General features: G+C 60.8%; 16 protein-coding genes. 7 read left to right on the top strand and 9 right to left on the bottom strand.

Translation table 11 applies throughout. The annotated features are described in order from the left end of the window. From glmS to ACR0D8_RS02555, 3 genes are read left to right on the top strand one after another with little or no spacing between them, the layout of a single operon-like run. Window positions 1–1,821 carry a glutamine--fructose-6-phosphate transaminase (isomerizing) gene (gene glmS / locus ACR0D8_RS02565; RefSeq protein WP_480644420.1) on the top strand — a complete coding sequence of 607 codons (1,821 nt, stop codon included), beginning with the start codon at window positions 1–3 and terminating at the stop codon, window positions 1,819–1,821. A 3-nt stretch (window positions 1,822–1,824) separates the two neighbouring features. Next, a complete protein-coding gene (locus ACR0D8_RS02560; RefSeq protein ID WP_480644419.1) occupies window positions 1,825–2,370 on the top strand; it encodes a pyridoxamine 5'-phosphate oxidase family protein in 546 nt (181 codons plus the stop codon). Next, window positions 2,367–3,056 carry a DNA alkylation repair protein gene (locus ACR0D8_RS02555; RefSeq protein WP_480644418.1) on the top strand — a complete coding sequence of 230 codons (690 nt, stop codon included), beginning with the start codon at window positions 2,367–2,369 and terminating at the stop codon, window positions 3,054–3,056. The genes ACR0D8_RS02560 and ACR0D8_RS02555 overlap by 4 nt, the downstream gene beginning before the upstream one ends. On the opposite strand, the gene ACR0D8_RS02550 is transcribed toward ACR0D8_RS02555, so the two are convergent. Further along, the gene (locus ACR0D8_RS02550) at window positions 3,044–3,472 is read right to left on the bottom strand and encodes a hypothetical protein (RefSeq protein ID WP_480644416.1); all 429 of its coding nucleotides are present in this window, start codon (window positions 3,470–3,472) and stop codon (window positions 3,044–3,046) included. The genes ACR0D8_RS02555 and ACR0D8_RS02550 overlap by 13 nt on opposite strands. A gap of 90 nt (window positions 3,473–3,562) precedes the next feature. Here ACR0D8_RS02550 and moaA point away from each other — a divergent pair, with 90 nt between their 5' ends. Together moaA and ACR0D8_RS02540 are read left to right on the top strand one after the other, a co-directional pair. Beyond that, entirely contained in the window at window positions 3,563–4,570 is a 1,008-nt protein-coding gene (gene moaA, locus ACR0D8_RS02545) for a GTP 3',8-cyclase MoaA (protein WP_480644414.1), read from the top strand. Between the two features lies 1 nt (window position 4,571). Further along, a complete protein-coding gene (locus ACR0D8_RS02540; protein ID WP_480644412.1) occupies window positions 4,572–5,894 on the top strand; it encodes a 3-deoxy-D-manno-octulosonic acid transferase in 1,323 nt (440 codons plus the stop codon). A gap of 42 nt (window positions 5,895–5,936) precedes the next feature. Here ACR0D8_RS02540 and ACR0D8_RS02535 read toward each other — a convergent pair whose 3' ends face one another. The 7 genes from ACR0D8_RS02535 to ACR0D8_RS02505 all read right to left on the bottom strand — a co-directional run bounded on the left by ACR0D8_RS02535 (window position 5,937) and on the right by ACR0D8_RS02505 (window position 13,831). After that, window positions 5,937–7,100, bottom strand: a complete 1,164-nt coding sequence (locus tag ACR0D8_RS02535; RefSeq protein ID WP_480644410.1) for a M20 aminoacylase family protein — start codon at window positions 7,098–7,100, stop codon at window positions 5,937–5,939. 70 nt (window positions 7,101–7,170) lie between these two features. Next, window positions 7,171–8,313 carry an MFS transporter gene (locus tag ACR0D8_RS02530; protein ID WP_480644409.1) on the bottom strand — a complete coding sequence of 381 codons (1,143 nt, stop codon included), beginning with the start codon at window positions 8,311–8,313 and terminating at the stop codon, window positions 7,171–7,173. Between the two features lie 69 nt (window positions 8,314–8,382). Next, the gene (locus ACR0D8_RS02525; RefSeq protein ID WP_480644408.1) at window positions 8,383–9,660 is read right to left on the bottom strand and encodes a DUF3422 family protein; all 1,278 of its coding nucleotides are present in this window, start codon (window positions 9,658–9,660) and stop codon (window positions 8,383–8,385) included. 107 nt (window positions 9,661–9,767) lie between these two features. Then, entirely contained in the window at window positions 9,768–10,124 is a 357-nt protein-coding gene (locus ACR0D8_RS02520; protein ID WP_480644407.1) for a VOC family protein, read from the bottom strand. Between the two features lie 86 nt (window positions 10,125–10,210). Further along, window positions 10,211–11,665 carry an NAD(P)(+) transhydrogenase (Re/Si-specific) subunit beta gene (locus tag ACR0D8_RS02515; protein WP_475159072.1) on the bottom strand — a complete coding sequence of 485 codons (1,455 nt, stop codon included), beginning with the start codon at window positions 11,663–11,665 and terminating at the stop codon, window positions 10,211–10,213. Window positions 11,666–11,678: 13 nt separating this feature from the next. Further along, window positions 11,679–13,250: a Re/Si-specific NAD(P)(+) transhydrogenase subunit alpha gene (locus ACR0D8_RS02510; protein WP_480644405.1), complete on the bottom strand. Its 1,572-nt coding sequence runs from the start codon at window positions 13,248–13,250 to the stop codon at window positions 11,679–11,681. A gap of 131 nt (window positions 13,251–13,381) precedes the next feature. After that, window positions 13,382–13,831, bottom strand: a complete 450-nt coding sequence (locus tag ACR0D8_RS02505) for a methyltransferase family protein (RefSeq protein WP_480644403.1) — start codon at window positions 13,829–13,831, stop codon at window positions 13,382–13,384. Between the two features lie 218 nt (window positions 13,832–14,049). Here ACR0D8_RS02505 and kynU point away from each other — a divergent pair, with 218 nt between their 5' ends. Then, a complete protein-coding gene (kynU, locus tag ACR0D8_RS02500; RefSeq protein ID WP_480644401.1) occupies window positions 14,050–15,243 on the top strand; it encodes a kynureninase in 1,194 nt (397 codons plus the stop codon). Here kynU and ACR0D8_RS02495 read toward each other — a convergent pair. After that, window positions 15,236–15,814: a TetR/AcrR family transcriptional regulator gene (locus tag ACR0D8_RS02495; RefSeq protein WP_480644399.1), complete on the bottom strand. Its 579-nt coding sequence runs from the start codon at window positions 15,812–15,814 to the stop codon at window positions 15,236–15,238. The genes kynU and ACR0D8_RS02495 overlap by 8 nt on opposite strands. A 103-nt stretch (window positions 15,815–15,917) precedes the next feature. Between ACR0D8_RS02495 and ACR0D8_RS02490 the strand changes: the two genes are divergently transcribed. Next, entirely contained in the window at window positions 15,918–16,382 is a 465-nt protein-coding gene (locus ACR0D8_RS02490; RefSeq protein ID WP_480644398.1) for a (2Fe-2S)-binding protein, read from the top strand. Window position 16,383 lies beyond the last annotated feature (1 nt).

Below are 16,383 nucleotides of genomic sequence, written 5' to 3'. Positions count from 1 at the left end.
ATGTGTGGAATTGTAGGCGTATTGGGGAAACACGAAGCCGCCCCCATTCTGGTCGAGGCGCTGAAGCGTCTGGAATACCGAGGCTATGACAGCGCGGGCATTGCCACCGTCAATGACGGCGCGTTGGGGCGCCGACGGGCCGTGGGCAAGCTGGTGAACCTTAGCGACCTTCTGGTGCACAATCCGCTGCCGGGCAAGTCGGGCATCGGGCACACCCGCTGGGCCACGCACGGCGCGCCCTCGGTCACAAACGCGCACCCGCATCAGGCCGGACCGGTGGCCGTGGTGCATAACGGGATCGTTGAAAACTACCGCGAGTTGCGGGCCGAGCTGGCCGAAAACGGTGTCGGGTTCGTCACCGAGACCGACACGGAAACCGTTGCCCTGATGGCGGAACATTATCTGAAGACCGGCCTGTCGCCGGTCGAGGCCGCATACAAGACCATCGACCGTCTGGAAGGCGCTTTTGCGCTGGCCTTTCTGTTCGATGGCGAGGACGATCTGATTGTCGCGGCCCGCAAGGGATCTCCGCTGGCAATCGGGCACGGGGTTGGCGAGATGTTCGTGGGTTCCGACGCGATTGCGCTGGCTCCGCTGACGGATCGCATCACCTATCTTGAGGAAGGCGATCGTGCGGCGCTGACCCGCACCTCACTGGAAATCCGCAATGAGGCCGGAGAGTTGGCCAATCGCGAGACGCGCCAGATCAAACTCGACATGTCGCGGGCCGACAAAGCCGGTCACAAGCACTTCATGGCCAAGGAAATCGCCGAGCAACCCGTGGTCGTGGCCGAAGCGATCCGGTCTTACCTGCCCACCGGAAAGGACGAGATCGTGCTGCCCTGCGATCTGGATTTCACCAAGCTGGACCGGCTGACGATGGTTGCCTGCGGCACGGCATTCTATGCCTGTCTGACCGCGAAATACTGGTTCGAGCAGCTTGCAAAACTGCCTGTCGAGGTCGATATCGCCAGCGAGTTCCGCTATCGCGAGCCGCCCATTCCAAGCCGCACGGCCGCGCTGTTTGTCAGCCAGTCGGGCGAAACCGCCGACACTCTGGCGGCGCTGCGGTATTGCGAGGGTAAGGCAGACAAGATCGTTTCGGTCATCAACGTCCCCGAAAGTTCGATCGCACGCGAAAGCGACGTGGCCCTGCCGATCCATGCCGGGGTCGAAATCGGCGTGGCATCGACAAAGGCGTTCACCTGCCAGCTGAGCGTTTTGCTGATGCTGGCGCTCAAGGCTGCGGCCGACCGGGGCACGCTCAGCGAAGAGGAACTGGCGGATCATGCCGCCGCCCTGCGCGGTTTGCCCAACGTTCTGAACACCGCGCTGGATCAAAGCCGGTCTATCCGCAAATCCGCGCAGCGCCTGTCCGAGGCGCGCGACGTGCTGTTCCTGGGGCGCGGCCTAATGTATCCGCTGGCAATGGAGGGCGCGCTGAAACTCAAGGAAATCAGCTATATCCATGCCGAAGGCTACGCTTCGGGCGAACTCAAGCACGGCCCGATTGCTCTGATCGACAAGCATATGCCGGTGGTCGTCATGGCCCCGCGCGACGCGGTTTTCGACAAGACCGTTTCAAACATGCAGGAAGTGATGGCGCGCAAGGGCCGGGTCATTCTGGTCTCGGATGACGACGGGATCGCTGACGCCGAAGACGGGGTCTGGAGCGTTATCCGCATGCCGTATATCCACCCGAACCTGGCACCGATCCTTTATTCCGTCCCCGCACAGTTGCTGGCCTATCACACGGCCGTCGCCAAGGGCACCGATGTCGACCAGCCGCGCAACCTTGCGAAATCAGTCACGGTAGAGTGAGACATGGCCAAGCAATTTCCGGAACTTGACGAAATGCAGCGCAGGTTCATCGAAGAACAGCACATGTTTTTCGTTGGCACCGCTGGGCCAGAAGGGCGGGTGAATATCTCGCCCAAGGGGATGGATTCCCTGCGGGTTCTGGGACCCAACCGGATCGTCTGGATGAACCTGACCGGCAGCGGCAATGAGACCGCAGGCCACTTGCTTGAAACCAATCGAATGACGCTGATGTGGTGCTCATTCACCACCCGTCCGCTGATCCTGCGCACCTACGGTTCGGCACGTACGGTGCATGTGGGGGACGCGGGTTGGGACGCATTGGCCGAGAACTTCCCGGCCCACCGCAGTGCCCGCCAGATCTATGATATGGATATCGATCTGGTTCAGACGTCCTGCGGCTATGCGGTTCCGTTCATGGAATACCAGTCCGAACGCGACACCATGCAGAAATGGGTCGACAGCAAGTCCGACGATGACATTCGCGCGTATTGGACCGAAAAGAACCAGCGCACCATCGACGGCAAATCGACCCGCGTACAAAGCTCATGATGCCCGACGCCCGTCTCGACCAGATCAAGGCTCACGCCGATCCCGAGCGGGCCGAACAGATGGCGGCCTATCACAAGGCGGACCGCCCCTATCTGGGCGTCGCCAACCCGGTCCTGAACGATCTGACCAAGGCATGGCGTCGGGAACTGGACGTCCCCGCGCGCGTGGTGCTGGCGGATGCGCTGTGGCAAACCAATATTCACGAAGCGCGCCTTGCCGCCGCAAAACTGCTGACACAGGCGCGTATCCGGCCGGATGACGGCGTTTGGGACCTGCTGCAAAGCTGGTTGCCGCATTTCGACGCCTGGGCCGTTGCCGATCACGCCAGCATTGCAATCCAGAAACGGCTTGCTGCAGACCCGACGCGCCTGGATCAGGTCGAAGGCTGGACGCGTTCCGATCATATGTGGACCCGGCGGGCGGCACTGGTGGCGACCCTGCCCTGGACTAAGCAGAACCATCCGAAGCCTGACGATCTGCTGCACCGCGACCGTATCCTCGGCTGGGCGGCAGGTTATGTTTCAGACCGCGACTGGTTCATCCAGAAAGCAATTGCGTGGTGGCTGCGCGAATTGTCCAAACACGATCCGGCCCGCGTGATCGCATTCCTGAACGCGCATGGCGATGGGTTAAAGCCATTTGCCCGCCGGGAAGCGGCCAAATACCTGAAAGATCAGTTGGAATAGACCTCAAGCTCGACAAGTTCGTCGAACGGCAGCAACAGCGCCCGCATCGCATCCAGCGACAACCGGCTGCCACCGCTTTCCGGACCCGGTGACGGTACCAGCGTGATATAGGCCTGCGCCCCGGTTCTGGGCACCACCACCCGGCCAGTGAATTCGACATCGACCAGCGGCGTTTCCAGCCAGCGACCGGGCGTGGTCGGATCGCCCAGTCCCGCAATGGTGGTCTTGGCTCCGGTCCAGCCTGCGGCTGTGGCCGCAACGGGCTCGGGTTCGGGGACTGTTTCAACCGTTTCTTCAACCGCTGCCGGTTCCGCCGCATCCGGCGCGTTGTCGCCGCCAAAAACCCGGTCGGTCGTGGACCGAACAGTTTCGCAGCCCGCCGCCAGAACGCAGAATGTCAAAAGCACATACCTCATGCCGCAAACCTACCGTTCTGCGCGCATCTGCACCAGCACAAAGGAAAGTTCGCTCTTGTCGCAGGCATGGGTCAGCTTTACCTATGTCGCATGACTGCTCCGCTCATCGACCCGTTTGCCCGCGCCATCACCTATCTCCGCGTCTCCGTCACGGACCGCTGTGACTTCCGCTGTGTCTATTGCATGTCCGAGGACATGAAGTTTCTGCCCAAGAAAGACCTGCTGACGCTGGAGGAACTGGACCGGATGTGTTCGACCTTCATCAGGCTGGGGGTTGAAAAACTGCGCATCACAGGGGGCGAACCCCTTGTGCGCCGCAATATCATGGCCTTTTTCAACTCGATGACCCGACACCTCGAAAGCGGCGCGCTGAAGGAACTGACACTGACAACTAACGGCTCGCAACTGCACCGCTTTGCCGATGATCTTTTTGCGGCAGGCGTCCGCCGGGTGAACGTATCGCTGGACACGCTGGATGAGGACAAGTTTGCGCAGATCACCCGCTGGGGCCGGCTGAAACAGGTGCTGAACGGTATCGACGCGGCGCAAAAGGCCGGGCTTCGGGTCAAGATCAACGCGGTTGCGCTGAAAGGTTTCAACGAAGAAGAACTGCCCCAAATCACCAGATGGTGTGCCGAGCGCGACATGGATCTGACCTGGATCGAGGTCATGCCAATGGGCGATATCGGCAATGAGGACCGGCTGGATCAATACTGGTCGCTCAAGGACGTCCGCAAGGAATACGAAAACCACTTTACCGTCAGCGATCTGGCGGAACGCACAGGCGGGCCCGCCCGCTATGTACGGCTGGAGGAAACGGGCCAAAAGATCGGCTTCATCACACCGCTGTCCCACAATTTCTGCGAAAGCTGCAACCGCGTTCGGCTGACCTGCACGGGTGAGTTGTATATGTGCCTCGGTCAGGAAGATATGGCCGATCTGCGCGGCGCCCTGCGCGGTCACCCCGAGACCGAACAACCGCTCGAAAACGCGATCCGCGCGGCGATCGACCTGAAACCCAAAGGTCATGATTTCGATTACTCCCGCCAGTCGGTCGACGGCAAGATGAGCCGCCACATGAGCCACACGGGCGGCTGAGATGCCGGTTCCGTCTGGCCGACCGACGCTGCTTTACCACCTGTATTGCGGCCTCACCTCCATCGCGCTCCCGCTGGTCTGGCGGACGGTCCGCAACAAACTGCGGGCCGCCAACGTCGCCGACGCACGACAACTGGAACGGCTTGGACACGCCACACAGGCGCGCGCCCCGGGCCAACTGATCTGGTTCCATGCCGCCAGCGTGGGTGAGACGCTTTCAGTCATCAGCCTGATCAAACGGCTGGGCGAACGCCTGCCGAACACCGAATTTCTGATCACCTCGGGCACGCCCACCTCTGCCGCGTTGATCGAAAAGCGCATGCCGCCTCGTACGCTTCACCAGTATCCGCCGCTGGACACTGCGGGGCCCGTACAGCGCTTTCTGGATCACTGGCGTCCGGATGCCGGTATCTTCGTCGAAAGCGAAATCTGGCCACGCCTGATCGTTGAAGGTGCCCGGCGCGGCGTGCCACTGGCCCTGCTCAATGCGCGACTGTCTGACGGGTCTGTCAAAGGCTGGAAAAAGCGCCCGAAAACAGCGCGGTTCATCCTGGGCCAGTTCCGCCTGTTCCTGACACAGAATGACAAAACGGCCAAAAACCTGATCGACATGGGCGCACCACCCGACCGGGTGCAACCGGGGACCAACCTCAAGGCAATGTCCGAGCCCTTGCCGGTGGATCAGGCAACCCTGACCGACATCCGCGCTCAGGTCGGAAACCGCCCGGTCTGGATTGCCAGTTCCACCCATGCCGGTGAAGAAGAAACCGTTCTGGCCGCTCACAAAGAACTACTGAAACGCTGGCCCGATCTCCTGCTGCTGCTGATCCCGCGCCACCCAGAACGCCGCGCTGACGTGACGGTCCTGGTTGAAAAGGCCGGGCAGATCGTGGCCATCCGGTCCCAAGACGCAAAAATCACCCAGGACACAACCGTCTATATGGCGGATACGCTGGGTGAAACCGGCACCTGGTATGCACTGTGTCCAATCGTTTTTCTGGGCGGCTCACTGAAAGAGATTGGCGGCCATAACCCGTTCGAACCCGCACAGGCAGGTGCTGCCGTGATTACCGGACCGGGTTACTTTAATTTCGCTGAAACCTTTGCCCCGCTGATCACGGCCGGAGGCGCGACCGAGGTAACATCAGCCCCCGAACTGGCCGCGGCGGTTGCCACCTGGCTGTCCGACGCAAGCGCTCTGAACACCGCACGCGCCGCGGCGAAATCCTGCGTAAACACACAAAAATCGGCGCTGGACGCCATCGTTGATACCCTCAGTGTCCAACTCAATATGCAGGGCGCCGATCCGGCTTCATCTGGCTAAAAATACCTCGGGGGTGCGGGGGCAGAGCCCCCGCCCTGCCCATCAAGCCGCCGGCATCCGCTGTTCGACGATCTCAGCCCACCAGCTACACCCGGCGGGAATAGCCTCATCGTTGAAATTATATTCGGGATGATGCACCGCCGCAGTATCGCCGTTGCCAACAAGTATATACGCGCCCGGCCGCTCTTCGAGCATAAAGGCGAAATCCTCGCCTCCCATAATCAACGGCGCTTCGTCACAACTGCCCGAGACGGAACGCGCCACATCCGCAGCGAAATCGGTCTGTTCGTCGCTGTTCACCATCACCGGGTAGCCTCGGTAATAGGTGACATTCGCTACACCGCCAAAGGTCGCGGCCACGCCGTTGCAGATTTCGACGATCCGTTTTTCGGCCAGATCGCGCATCGCCTTGCTCATGGTCCGAACGGTCCCTTTCAGGTCCGCCGTTTGCGGGATGACGTTGAAAGCCGTGGACGAGGTTTCAAAGGACGTCACCGAAACCACAACCTTGTCCACCGGATCGGCATTGCGCGCCGCAATCGTCTGCAAAGCCAGAACGGCCTGGGCCGCCATCACAGTGGTATCGACCGTTTCATGAGGCTTGGCCGCGTGACCGCCTTTGCCTTCGAAGGTGATATCAAACTGGTCGGTGGCCGCAAAAAACGCCCCGGGCCGAATGGCGAAACTGCCGACGGGGCGGCCGGGCCAGTTGTGCATCCCATAGACCTCCTGGATGCCCCAGCGGTCCATCATGCCGTCTTCGCACATCTCGCGCCCGCCGCCGCCGCCTTCTTCGGCCGGCTGGAATATCACGACAACGGTGCCGTCGAAATTGCGTGTCTCAGCCAGGTATTTCGCGGCCCCCAGCAACATCGCGGTATGCCCGTCATGGCCGCAGGCGTGCATGGCGCCGTCGGTCCTGGATGCATAATCCAGACCGGTCGCCTCGTGAATCGGCAACGCGTCCATATCCGCCCGCAATCCGATCACCTTACCGCCGGTATCGGCCTTGCCCCTGATAACGCCGACGACACCGGTTCGGCCAATTCCGGTCACGACCTCATCGCAGCCGAAGGCCTTCAGCTTGTGCGCGACCAATGCGCTTGTGCGGTGGGTCTCGAACAGGATTTCCGGGTGCTCGTGAATATCGCGTCGCCATTCGGTGATTTCACCCTGCAATTCGGCGAAACGGTTTTTGATTGGCATAGTATTCTCCCATCTTCATTGACCGGATCGCGTGTCCGGTGTCCTGCCACCCTGCCGGGCGGCATCAAATTCAGTTCGGGTCGACCGGCCGCAGCGCGCCGGACAACAGGATGATTGCAACGGCCAGAGGCAGCAGGGCCGTGAACGCCAGACGTAATGTAAGCATCTCGGCCAGAAACCCAATAAGGGGCGGACCGATCAACAGCCCTCCGTATCCCAGTGTCGCGACGCTGGCGATCGCCTGGCCTGGCGGCACGTTCGGATCGCTGGCTGCCCGGCTGAACGCCAGCGGCATGATCACCGCGTACCCCACGCCCATCAGGGCAAATCCAGCCAATGCCAGCCCGGTCCCCGACGCGGTCACGACACCCAGAACCCCAAGCGCCGCACATGCACCGCCAAAGCGCGCCGTTGCAACCGGACCAAACCGGGCGATGACAAAGCCACCCGCCAGCCGGAAAGCCACCATGGTCACTGAAAATACTGCATATCCCAGCGCTGCGACACTTTCGGCCGCTCCGGTCACGTCACGCAGAAAGATCGCGCTCCAATCCGCGACGGCGCCTTCCCCCAACGCCCCGCACAACGCGGAAAAACCGACAAGGACAAGCGCGCCGGTGGGCAGGGCAAAGACCGAACCCGCAGACAGCCCGGACTTGCGCGACGTCCATCGCACCCAGGACAGGGCAAGCGCCAGCGCCACCACCGCCCCGCCGGCCAGCAAAAAGTGTTGCATCACCGTCAGCCCCATCTGCACTGCCCCATACCCGCTGAGCGCGCCCAGCCCGGCCCCGAGGCTCCACATTGCGTGGAACGAAGACATGACGGGCTTTTTGTAGGACTGTTCAACCTCGGCCGCCCAGGCGTTCATGGAGACATCCATCGAGCCATGGAAGGCCCCGAAAACAAACAGATATGCGGCCAGCACCCAGAACCCGTCGGCCAGGGCAAGCAGGATCAGGGACAGCGTGTAAAGGACCGCGACGACCCGCGTCAGGCCCACTGCTCCGAACCGGTCGGTCAGCCGTCCGGTCACCGGAAAGGAACACACCGCGCCCGCAGCCATGAACAACAGGCCGTAGCCCAGCGCCTCATGCGTCAGGTCCAGCCGGTCGCGCACAGCGGGAATGCGGGATGCCCAAATGCCAAACAGCGCACCGTTCAGGATGAACATGGCGGCAACCGCCCGCCACGCAGCGACTAGTCCGATCACGGGAAATCCTTCGCAGAATGCGTCAAACGCCTCTGTTCTACAGGCTGGGGGCCATTTGGCAAATGCGGATTATTCCAGCCTTCTGCGGATTTCCCGGATCGCGATCCAAACCATCAGAACAACCGGAATCGTCACCGCCGCCGTCAACATGCCTTTGCTGATACCGGCCTTGGTCAGCGGATACAGCAGATAGCCGGTCAGAGAGACGGCGTAATAGCTTATGGCCACCACCGACAACCCTTCGACCGTGTGTTGCAGGCGCAGGGCCAGATCGGCGCGGCGGTCCATACTTTCCAGCAGCGCCTGATTTTGCGCGCTTCGCTCGACATCCACGCGCGTGCGCAGCAACTCTCCTGCGCGGATTGCCCGGTCGGACAGGGCCTGAAGACGGCGTTCGGTCGCTTTCACGGTGCGGATGGCGGGATCGTATCGGCGCATCATGAAATCGGCAAAGCTCTGACCGCCTTCAAAACGTTCCTCCCGCAAAACCTCGATTCTTTGATTCACAATCGCCTCATAGGCCCCTGTCGCCCCGAACCGGAAGGAACACCGCGCCGAAAGCGTTTCAAGCTCGGTCGAGATGGACAGCAGATCCGGCAGCAGTTCATCGGGATGCGCCGCATTGTCGGTCATCTGCCCCATAAGCCCGGTCAGCTTGCCGTCCAGTTCACCGATGCGCGGCATCAGCTGTTTAACGCGAGCAAAACCCAGCATGGACATCGCCTTGTAGGTTTCAATCTCGCACAGGCGCTGAATAATCCGTCCGGTCCTGCGCCGCCCCGTGCCTTGGGTCACGAACAGCGCAAACCGCATGTGCCCGGCAGGGTCGATGCGGAAATCGCTGGCGCAGATGGCGGCATCGTCCAGCACGCGGGCCACGGCAAGGCTTTCGGGTTCGAACCAATCGGCGAGGGTGGACTTGACCGCCTCGTCCGGCTGACGTTCAACCACGCGGATCATCGCCGACGTAACGCGCTGCCCCGGGCTGGCCATCAACCAGTCGGGCGGAAAGACCTCGAAATCGGCGGGGTTGAACGGGCGGTCGCTGACGTTCTGTGCGATCGCGGTGTACGTCACGAATTCGGTGTGCTGTTCCCATTTCAGCCAGTGGCGACCGATCTGTCCGGCGTAATGGGTCGCGCCCGGCTGAGGGTGCTGCGCCCCGTGGCGATCCAGAAGGTCTTTGAGAAGGGCCATATCCTCACCCCGGTCGCGCGCCACCGCAGCTACCGGTTTCTTGATCGCCAGGAAAACCACCGTACAGGGCGTCGCCGCAACCGGAAATGGCCGCGCGTGCAGTTCGTTGGCCAGCGCATAGCGCAGCGGATGATCGTCGATCGGCGTCATTCAAAGCTCCGTTCCATCCGGAGCACTATACGGCAGAAGCCGAATACATCAATTCTCTTTTTATTTCATATACTTACAAGGATACAACGGTATACAAATCCGCTATCTCATTGATTTGGCTGCCACAGCTCGATGGGATTGCCCTCGGGGTCGTGAATACGGGCAAACTTTCCGACCTCACTGTCCCAGTCGGAGTGCGTTTCAACGGTGATCCCGTCGGACTCAAGCTGAGCTGTCAGGGCAGCCAGATCATCGACGCGAAAGTTGATCATCCATTGCTGATCGGACCGCCCGAAATACTCGGTGTCCTGTGCGAAGGGGGCGAAGACCGTGTAACCCTCTCGCTGCTTCCACGGCACGGGGTCGTAATGATTGACACCCAAATGCTTTTCGTACCAGGCGCTCAACGCCTTTGGGTCCTTGGCGCGAAAAAACACGCCGCCTATGCCGTTCACTTTTTCCATGGGGCACCTCCTGCGCCATGAAGGTACAGCAAAAACGAAAAAGGCGCCCGGTTGGGGCGCCTTTCTGTAGTCTGCTTAGCCGCAGATCATTCGATCATCGGCAGCAGCTTGTCCAGCGACTCTTTGGCGTCGCCATAGAACATGCGGGTGTTCTCCTTGAAGAACAGCGGGTTTTCGATGCCTGAATACCCGGTGCCCTGCCCGCGTTTCGACACAAACACTTGTTTGGCCTTCCAGCATTCCAGCACCGGCATCCCGGCGATGGGACTGTTGGGGTCCTCCTGCGCCGCTGGGTTCACGATGTCGTTTGAGCCGATCACGATGGCGACGTCCGTTTCCGGGAAGTCCTCGTTGATCTCGTCCATTTCCAGAACGATGTCATACGGCACCTTCGCCTCGGCCAGCAGCACGTTCATGTGACCCGGCAGACGACCGGCAACCGGGTGGATCGCAAAGCGCACCTCTTTGCCCTTGGCGCGCAGTTTGCGGACCAGTTCGGAAACCGACTGCTGCGCTTGCGCCACAGCCATGCCGTAACCGGGGATGATGATCACGCTGTCCGCATCGTTCAGCGAAGCCGCAACACCATCGGCGTCAATGGCCACCTGCTCGCCTTCAACGGCCATTTGCTCACCCTGCGGGCCGCCAAAGCCGCCCAGGATCACGCTGACAAAGTGGCGGTTCATCGCCTTGCACATGATGTAGGACAGGATCGCACCGGACGAGCCCACCAGCGCACCGACCACGATCAGAAGGTCGTTGCCCAGCGAGAAGCCAATGGCTGCAGCCGCCCAGCCCGAGTAGCTGTTCAGCATCGACACAACCACCGGCATGTCCGCGCCACCGATACCCATGATCAGGTGATAGCCGATGAACAGCGCGGCCAGCGTCATCAGGAACAGCGGGAAGAAACCACCCGTTGCGGTGTACCAGATCAGGCAGATCAGCGAGAGACCCGCCGCCGCTGCGTTCAGCGCATGGCCGCCCGGCAGCTTGGTCGCCGCCGAGGTCACTTTGCCCGCCAGCTTGCCATAGGCCACAACCGACCCGGTAAACGTGATCGCACCGATGAAGATGCCCAGGAACAGTTCCACATGCAGGATCGACAGTTCCGCCGGGGTCTTCTTGGCGATCAGCTGGGCAAACCCACCGAGCCCAGTGTACAGCACGTCTTTCGAGGCATCTGCGACCGCCATCACTTCGGCAACGTTCAGAACTTCAAAATGCGCATTGAAGCCCACGAACACAGCCGCCAAGCCGACCAGCGAGTGCATCGCAGCCACCAGTTGCGGCATCTCGGTCATCTGCACGCGCTGCGCCACATATTGACCGATGAAACCGCCGCCTGCGATCAGCAGCAGCGAAAGCAGCCACAGGCCCGAACCGGGGCCAACAAGCGTGGCAAAAACCGCCAGCGCCATACCGACGATGCCATACCAGACCGCGCGCTTGGCGCTTTCCTGGTTCGACAGACCACCGAGCGAAAGGATGAAAAGGACAGCCGCAACGACATAGGCGGCAGTGGTGAAGCCAAATTCCATGTGCCCGGCCTCCTTAAGATTTCTGGAACATGGCAAGCATGCGCCGGGTTACGAGGAAGCCGCCGAAGATGTTGATCCCGGCCATGAAGACGCTGAGCGCCGCAAGCAGAATGACCAGGAACGACCCCGACCCGATCTGCATCAAGGCCCCAACAATGATGATCGACGAAATCGCGTTGGTGATCGCCATCAGCGGTGTGTGCAGGCTGTGCGAGACATTCCAGATCACCTGGAAGCCTACAAATATCGCCAGCACGAAGACGATGAAATGCTGCATGAAACTTGCCGGAGCGATCAGCCCCACCAGCAGCATCAGCGCGCCGCCTACCCCCAGCAGGGTGAACTGCTGCTTGGTCTGCGCCTTGAAGGCCGCAATTTCCTGCGCCTTCTTCTCTTCCGCAGTCAGTTCCTTGACCTCGGGTTTCTTCTGCGCCGCGATCGCCTGCACCTTGGGCGGCGGTGGCGGGAAGGTGATTTCGCCCTCATAGGTCACGGTCGAGCCACGGATCACGTCATCTTCCATGTCGTGATTGACCTGACCGTCCTTTTCCGGTGTCAGGTCGGTCATCATGTGGCGGATGTTCGTCGCGTACAAAGACGATGACTGCGCCGCCATTCGGCTGGGGAAATCGGTATAGCCGACAATGGTCACGCCATTGTCGGTGACGACCTTTTCGTCCGGCACGGTGCCTTCGACATTTCCGCCGCGCTCGGCCGCAAGGTCGATGATGACCGAACCCGGCTTCATCGCCTTGACCATATCCTCAAGCCACAGCTTGGGTGCCGGGCGGTTCGGGATCAGGGCGGTGGTGATGACGATGTCCATCTCGGGCGCAAGCTCGCGGAACTTGGCCAACTGGGCATTGCGGAACTCCTCGGACTGGACCGAGGCATAACCGCCGGTGGCCGCGCCGTCCTGCTGTTCTTCCTCAAAATCCAGATAGACGAATTCGGCCCCCATGGATTCGACTTGCTCCGCCACTTCGGGGCGTACGTCGAATGCATAGGTAATCGCACCCAGCGAAGTCGAGGTGCCGATGGCCGCCAGACCGGCCACGCCGGCACCGACGATCAGCACCTTGGCAGGCGGCACTTTCCCGGCGGCTGTCACCTGACCGGTGAAGAAGCGACCAAAATTGTTGCCGGCCTCAATTACCGCACGATAGCCCGCGATATTGGCCATCGACGACAGCGCATCCATCTTCTGCGCGCGGGAAATCCGCGGCACCATTTCCATGGCGATCACATTGGCGCCCTTGGACTTGGCCAGTTCCATTCCTTCTTCATTTCCCGCAGGATTGAAGAACGAAATCAACGTCTTGCCTTTGGTTAGCCGTTTCAGCTCGGTTTCGGTGGGCTGGCGGACCTTGGCAACGATATCGGCCGCCTTCCAGAGCGACGCCGCGGTTTTGACCACTTCGACACCTGCGCCCTCATACGCCGCGTCCGAAAACCCTGCGGCGGCGCCGGCGCCCTTTTCGATCAGGCACTCATAGCCCAGTTTCTGTAACTGACGCGCCGAGTCCGGCGTCATCGCTACACGGTTCTCACCGTCCAGTACCTCTTTTGGTGTGCCTATCTTCACCGGTGCTATCCCCCTAATTTTCACTCTGACAGAGCAGGTGGTCGGTATTGTTCATCAAGCTTTCATCTACCCTGCGCAATATTATTTCGCAAGCGCAGCATTTTTTACGTTGTGTCACAACGAACACACCCTCAGATCCAGCGGCGGGTCTGCCGCTCGTATCGCGCGAAATCCGCCCGGAAGGTTCGGCGCAGACGGTCTTCTTCGAGCAGGATGAAACGGCGCTCCAGCACCCACACGAACACAGGCACCAAAACCAGTGACAAAACCGCGTCAAATCTCAGGATCAAACCCGCCAGGATTAGCACGTCGCCCAGATAGATCGGGTTCCGGCTGCGCTTGAAGATGCCGCTCTGAACCAGTGCGGTGGGTGTCTCATGCGGGATGACCGTGGTCCGGTGGCGGCGAAATTCGACAATGGCCAGAACGGCCAGAACCACACCCCCGCCGATCAATATACCGCTGAGGAGATCCGTTAACCCGCTGTCCAGTGACAAACCCAGCGAGAAGTGGCGCGCCTGTAGCCAGGCGAGAACCGCAAAGCCTACCAACCAGACCGGAGGAATGTCGATTTTTCGCATCACGTTGTTTCTTTCGGCCTGGAAGACGCGCGAGTGTGTCGCTTTTGTCTGACCAACTACCGTTTTCCGCCACAAATGGCAAAACTACAGTTGGTCGCAGCCTGAAATCCGCCAATCTTCATTGCGAATTCAGGCGCAGGTGTCGAAGATGGACACAGGTATCGCGATCAGATAGCCATTTGACCCGAGCCTTCGACCCAACAATCAGCTGGATTCCCATGACAAACTTTGCCGCCACCAAAGCCATGTTCGACCTGCCGGAAAGCGTCATCTATCTGGACGGGAACTCGCTTGGACCTCTGCCGCGCGCCGCCGGTGCCCGGGTGAATGACATGTTGGTTCAGGAATGGGGGCAGATGCTGATCACCGGGTGGAACAAGGCCGGATGGATGGGCCTGCCGACCGGGCTGGGCGACCGTATCGGCCGTCTGATCGGGGCTGAACCCGGAAGCGTGGTGATCGGCGACACCCTGTCAATCAAGGTTTATCAGGCTGTGGCCTCCGCGCTGGAGCTGCGCCCGGATCGCAAGGTCGTGTTGTCGGACAGCGGCAACTTCCCGTCTGATCTTTACATGGTCGATGGTCTGTTGCGCTCACTTGGGCCCGGCTACGAACTGCGTGTCGTGGCGCCAGAGGACGTGGCGCAGAACATCACCGAAGATGTGGCCGTGCTGATGCTGACCGAAGTGGATTACCGCAGCGGCCGGATGCACGATATGAAGGCGCTGACCGAGCTGGCCCATGCAAACGGGACCGTTACCGTTTGGGATCTGGCCCATTCTGCCGGAGCGATCCCGGTGGACCTGTCCGGCTGCAATGCCGATTTCGCCGTAGGGTGCACTTACAAATATCTCAACGGTGGCCCCGGAGCCCCCGCCTTTATCTATGTCGCCCCGCGTCTGGCAGAACGTGTGCGCCCGGCACTGTCCGGGTGGATGGGGCATGAGGCCCCGTTTGCCTTCGATCTGGACTATCGCCCCGGCAGCGGCATCGAACGGATGCGCGTCGGCACGCCGCCTGTCATTCAGATGACTGCGCTTTCTACGGCAATGGACATCTGGGACATGGCCGACATGTCGGACGTGCGGACCAGGTCCATTGAACTGACCGAGCTGTTCATTGCACGTGTCGAATCCACCTGCCCCGAATTGGAACTGGCCAGCCCCCGCGACCCGATGCAACGCGGAAGTCAGGTTTCGTTTCGCTTCAGCGATGGCTACGCTGCCATGCAGGCCCTGATTGCGCGCGGCGTGATCGGAGATTTCCGCGCACCTGACATCATGCGGTTTGGGTTCACTCCGCTCTACATCGATGAGACAGACGTTGAAGGCGCGGTCGATATTCTGGCGGACATCATGCAGAACCGGTTGTGGGACACACCGGAATACAAGATCCGCCAGCGCGTTACCTGACCTCCAGCCCGGCGCCGATCAGGGCGGCCAGCTGCGCCACGCGGTTCTCGTATTCCCCGGCATCGGTGCCGGTCATCTTGAGGCCCTTGAGCGTGGCGGTAATCGTCTTTGCGGTTTCATCCGGGTCCACCATCGGGCGAAGCCGCCCCAGCTTGTCTTCCTGCCGGAGCCAGGTCGCGTATAAATCCGCAAGCCCGGCCTCGCCCTGCGAGATGATCTCGGCCGACATGGACTTGGTGGTGTCCAGCATCTCAAGCCCGTGCGGCGAGGCCAGAATTGCCGCCATCCCTTCGGTCTGGGCCTGAATCGCGCGGGTCAGAATGTCGGGCACTGAACCTTCCGTCGCCAGCGCCGCCGCCACCGCAGCGGTTTTCTCGGCGTAATAGAACTCTGTCAGCTTGCTGACGATGGCCTCTTTGTTCTTGTAATGCAGGTAAACGGCCGGACGGGACATCCCGGCCCCGCGCGCTATGTCATCCATCGAGGTCTTTCGGAATCCATAGGCGGCAAACGCCTGAAAGGCCGAAGTCAGGATCGCCCTTTGTCGTGAATCATCAATCGTACCCGTCATATCTGAACTCGTGACACTTTCTGTTAAATTTGTCAATTGACATCCTGACATTTTAAGCCAACTATGTCAGAAACCAGCCACAGCTACGACAGAGAGGTGCGCCATGGCCACGGCCTTAACGATCAACGGAAAGCAACATCAGGTAGACTTGCCCGATGACGTTCCCCTGCTTTGGGTCCTGCGGGACGAAATCGGATTGACCGGCACCAAGTTCGGTTGCGGTGTCGCCGCCTGTGGGGCGTGCACGGTGCATATCGACGGCGAGGCCGTTCGGTCCTGTCAGGTGACACTGTCGGATGTCTGGGGCGACGTGACCACGATAGAAGGCATCGGCGCGCCGGACGCGATGACCACGATCCAACAAGCCTGGGTCGACCATCAGGTCGCGCAATGCGGTTATTGCCAGTCGGGCCAGATCATGCAGGCGGCCGCGTTGCTGGCGGAAAACCCGGCACCCACAGATTCCGACATTGACGAGGCCATGCAGGGCAACCTTTGCCGATGCGGCACCTATCCCCGCATCCGCGCCGCGATTCACGATGCGGCGTCCAAGCTGAAGGAGGCGTAAG

The organism is Ruegeria sp. BG10, assembly GCF_056538575.1.
This window is presented reverse-complemented; position numbering and strand designations above follow the sequence as displayed.